Below are 3,878 nucleotides of genomic sequence, written 5' to 3' on the forward strand. Positions count from 1 at the left end.
TGGTCTGCTACAATCAGGAACGCACCCACCAAGGCAAGATGTGCTGCGGCCGCACGCCCGTACAAACCTTTATTGATGGCAAACGGGAATGGAGGGAGAAGGTAGACAACTTGAATTGATCTGACAGTCGGGTGCCGTCAAAACGGGAGACTGTCAGATCAGGTCTGAACTTCTACACATCATGGAAGGGGAAAGGAACTGCCGGCGTCCCTGGATTTTGTTGTGTGCGGGCGCAAGCGCTCGCTCCTCCATCGTTTCTCTCTTTGTGCAGACTTGGCGTTTTGACCTTGTTCAGGGCGCCGGCAGTGGCAATGACGTCTTGTTCTCAACACATTCCCAAGGCCAAGTCTGCCCAGTCGCCGGCTCGGGGTAAAGCATTTACTCCAGCCCGCGCCGATTGCTGCGCTGCACGATGTAACTTCGGCGCAACGTTACCGGTAGCATCGCGCCTTGCCGTTCAATGCGCGTGCTCGGCCGGCGCGGCGGCGGCGACGCCGTCTTCCACCACCACTTCAACGGTCACGCTGCCCGCTTTCTCGAAACGCAAGGTCATCGGGAAACGGTCGCCCACGCGCAGCGGCTGCTTCAGGCCCATCAGCATCACGTGATAGCTGCCGGGCGCGAACTTGACTTCCTGGCCCGCGGCCACGGCCACGCCGCCGGCCACTTCGCGCATGCGCATCACGCCCTTGTCGTTGATGTGGGTGTGCAGTTCGGCCTTGTCCGCGCGCGGCGTGCTGGCGGACAACAGTTTGTCCGCGGCCTTGCCGCGATTGCTCAGCGACAGGTAAACACCGCCGGTCGGGCTGCTTTCCGGCATCGCCCGGCTCCATGGATGGCCGATCTTCATATCGCCCAGCTTGAATTCGTGCGCCATCGCGCCGGCGCTCAGCAGGCACAGGCCCAACAGGGCGCTCAATGTCTTTTGCATAATGGATTCCTCGGGTTTTCCGCACTCTAGCACAGCCGCCGCAGGCAGCTGTGCGGCATAATGCCACAGCCAATGTCATGCCGCGCGCGCTTCGCGCCGCCGGCCGCAGAATTTCCCTTGTCACCGGCCCGCGGCCTCAGGCAGACTGCGTCCATTCCATGTAATGTTCGCTTCATCAGCGTAGTGCCATGCTCAAGACGTTGTCGCTCCAATTCCTGTTCGGCGGGCTGCTCAGCCTGATCACCATCACCAACCCGCTATCCAAGATTCCGCTGTTCATCACCCTGACCCGCGAGATGAGCGACTCTGCGCGCGACAACCAGGCGCGCCGCGCTTGCGTATTCGCGGCAGCCATCATGGTGGTCAGCCTGTTGGCCGGCAACGTGATCATGTCCGCTTTCGGCATTTCCTACGGCGCGCTGCGCATTTCCGGCGGCTTCGTCGTCGCCGTGCTCGGCTACCGCATGCTGTTCCTGTCCCAGGATCCTGGCAACGCGCCCAAGACCGGCGAGCGCGAGGACTACGCCTTCTTCCCGCTGGCCATGCCCGGCATCAGCGGGCCCGGCACCATTGCCGTGGTCATCGGCATTTCCACCGAGATCGCCGAACTGACCACGCTGCCGGCCAAGGCGCTGGCCTTCGCGATGACCTTCGCCGCCATCGGCGGCACCTGCTTCGGCATGTGGCTGACGCTAAAATCCTCACAGCTGATCGCCCAGCGTCTGGGCCGCGGCGGCCGCGAAGTGATGACGCGACTGATGGGCTTTTTGCTGATCTGCATCGGCGTGCAGTTCGTCGGTTCCGGCATCCGCACCTTCATGGCCGGATCCTGAGGCCGGCCGCGACGCCCAGCCATGTCCCCTCAGGCGTCCGACCGTTCCGACTTCTTCCGCGCCGACGACATCGGCGCTTTGGAATGCCTGGACGCCAGCTACGCCCAGCGCGTGTTTCCGCCGCATTTTCATGAAGAATACGTGGTCAATGCGCTGACCCTGGGCGCACAGTCCTACCGCCACCGCGGCGGCACCCACCGCGCCGGCGTCGGCGCGCTGGTGCTGATCAACCCCGGCGAAGTGCATACCGGCGAAACCGCCGACGCACGCGGCTGGGCCTATCGCGGCTTCTACCCGTCCGCGGACTTCCTCCAAAGGCTGGCCGCCGACATCAGCGGCGATGCCCACGCCCGGCCTTACTTTCGCGACACCGTGGTGCTGGACGCGACGCTGGCCGCCGGTCTGGACCAGTTGCACCACCTGCTGCGCGATAGCCGGGACCGGCTGCTGCGCGAATCGGCCTTGCAGCGGATATTCGGCGCGGTGCTGCAACGCCATATGCAAGTGCGCGGCCAGACACAGGCGGCCGCTCCGCGCGCGGTGGAGCTGGCGCGGCAGATGCTGGCCGACGCCGTCAGCGACAATCTGTCGCTGCAGACGCTGGCGGAAGCGGCCCTGCTTTCCCCCTGGCAGCTGTGCCGCCAGTTTCGCCAGCACTTCGGCCTGCCGCCGGTGGCTTGGCGCAATCAGCTGCGCGTCAATCGCGCGCGCCAATTACTGGCGCAGGGACAAACGCCCGGCGCGGTGGCGCTCAGCCTGGGCTTCGCCGACCAGGCCCACCTGACCCGCGCCTTCCGCCACACCGTGGGCCTGGCGCCGGCGGCCTATCAGCGCGCGCTGGGCCTGCGCCGCTGAGCGTCAGTTCACGCTAGCTCGCGAGACAAGCCACACCGCAAACCCATCCTGCAAAATCGTTCAAGACGACGGCCGGTTTCGGCGGCATGATGAATTCATCTCATTGCCGCAAGGATACGCCCCGATGACAAGCCCTACCCCCGCCGCCTGGGCATGGCAAGGCGCGCGCGACAGCCTGCCCATGCTGATAGGCGCCGCGCCCTTCGGCGTGATCTTCGGCACCCTGGCCATCGCCGCCGGCCTCAGCCCGCTGACAACCCAAGCCATGTCCCTGCTGGTTTTCGCAGGCTCCTCGCAATTCATCGCCGTCAGCCTGGTGGCGGCCGGCGCCGCACTGCCGGTGCTATGGCTGACCACCTTCGTGGTCAATCTGCGCCATGCGCTATACAGCGCCACCCTGCTGCCTTACGCCCGGCAATGGCCGCTAGCCTGGCGCTGGCCGCTGGCGTTCTGGCTCACAGACGAAACCTTCGCCGTGGTTGAACACCGCTTCCGCACCCAAGGCGCGGCCGGCGGCCAGTGGTATTGGCTGGGCTCTTCGCTGGCGATGTACGGCAACTGGCAGGCATGGACGCTGGCCGGCATTCTGTTGGGACGTTCGGTGCCGGGGCTGGCGCAACTGGGGCTGGACTTCGCCATGGTGGCGACCTTCGCCGCCATCGTCGCGCCGCAATTGAAAAAACGGCCTACGCTGGCGGCCGCAGCGGTAGCCGGCCTGACCGCGCTGTTGGCGCGCGGCCTGCCCTACAAGCTGGATCTGATGCTGGCGGCGCTGCTGGGCGTCGGCGCCGGGCTCTTGCTGGAAGGCAAGCGCAAGGAGGCGGCATGAACCATTGGTGGATGATATTCGGCATGCTGGCGGCCACCTTGTTGATCCGCGCCAGCTTTCTGGTGTTCGGTCAGCGGCTGGCTTTCCCGGACTGGCTGAACCGCGCGCTGCACTATGTGCCGGCGGCGGTGCTGTCGGCGCTGGTGGCGCCGATGGCGCTGGCCCCGGCCGGACACATTGATCTGTCGCTGAGCAACGCCTACCTGATCGGCACCTTGGTCGCCATCGCGGTGGCGTGGAAAAACGGCAAGACCCTGCTCGCCATTGTGGTCAGTTTCGTCGTCTACGGCTTGCTGCGCTGGCTCTTAGAGCCTGTTCACGATCTTTTCGTCCTGAGATAATTGCCGAATGCGAAGAAGCCATTATCCAAGCGACGTAAGTCGTGAACAGTTCGAACAGATCAGACCGCTATTGGAAAGCCTGCGCAAGA

General features: G+C 64.8%; 5 protein-coding genes and 1 pseudogene. 5 read left to right on the plus strand and 1 reads right to left on the minus strand.

Annotated elements, in window-relative coordinates:
- Window positions 1-457: 457 nt before the first annotated feature.
- Window positions 458-931 carry a copper chaperone PCu(A)C gene (locus B0T39_RS24485; RefSeq protein WP_081551335.1) on the minus strand — a complete coding sequence of 158 codons (474 nt, stop codon included), beginning with the start codon at window positions 929-931 and terminating at the stop codon, window positions 458-460.
- A gap of 188 nt (window positions 932-1,119) precedes the next feature.
- On the opposite strand from B0T39_RS24485, the gene B0T39_RS24490 reads away from it, so the two are divergent.
- The 5 genes and pseudogenes from B0T39_RS24490 to B0T39_RS25405 all read left to right on the plus strand — a co-directional run.
- Window positions 1,120-1,764: a MarC family NAAT transporter gene (locus tag B0T39_RS24490; RefSeq protein WP_048408368.1), complete on the plus strand. Its 645-nt coding sequence runs from the start codon at window positions 1,120-1,122 to the stop codon at window positions 1,762-1,764.
- A gap of 21 nt (window positions 1,765-1,785) precedes the next feature.
- Complete coding sequence (locus B0T39_RS24495; protein ID WP_081551337.1) at window positions 1,786-2,619, plus strand: AraC family transcriptional regulator; 834 nt, start codon at window positions 1,786-1,788, stop codon at window positions 2,617-2,619.
- Window positions 2,620-2,743: 124 nt separating this feature from the next.
- Window positions 2,744-3,448, plus strand: a complete 705-nt coding sequence (locus tag B0T39_RS24500; protein WP_081551339.1) for an AzlC family ABC transporter permease — start codon at window positions 2,744-2,746, stop codon at window positions 3,446-3,448.
- Window positions 3,445-3,789 carry an AzlD domain-containing protein gene (locus tag B0T39_RS24505; RefSeq protein ID WP_081551341.1) on the plus strand — a complete coding sequence of 115 codons (345 nt, stop codon included), beginning with the start codon at window positions 3,445-3,447 and terminating at the stop codon, window positions 3,787-3,789. The genes B0T39_RS24500 and B0T39_RS24505 overlap by 4 nt, the downstream gene beginning before the upstream one ends.
- A gap of 7 nt (window positions 3,790-3,796) precedes the next feature.
- A pseudogene (locus tag B0T39_RS25405) lies at window positions 3,797-3,878 on the plus strand (IS5/IS1182 family transposase); the annotation flags it as partial.

Origin of the sequence: Chromobacterium haemolyticum (assembly GCF_002081825.1) — a bacterium.
GTDB classification, from domain to species: Bacteria; Pseudomonadota; Gammaproteobacteria; order Burkholderiales; family Chromobacteriaceae; genus Chromobacterium; species Chromobacterium fluminis.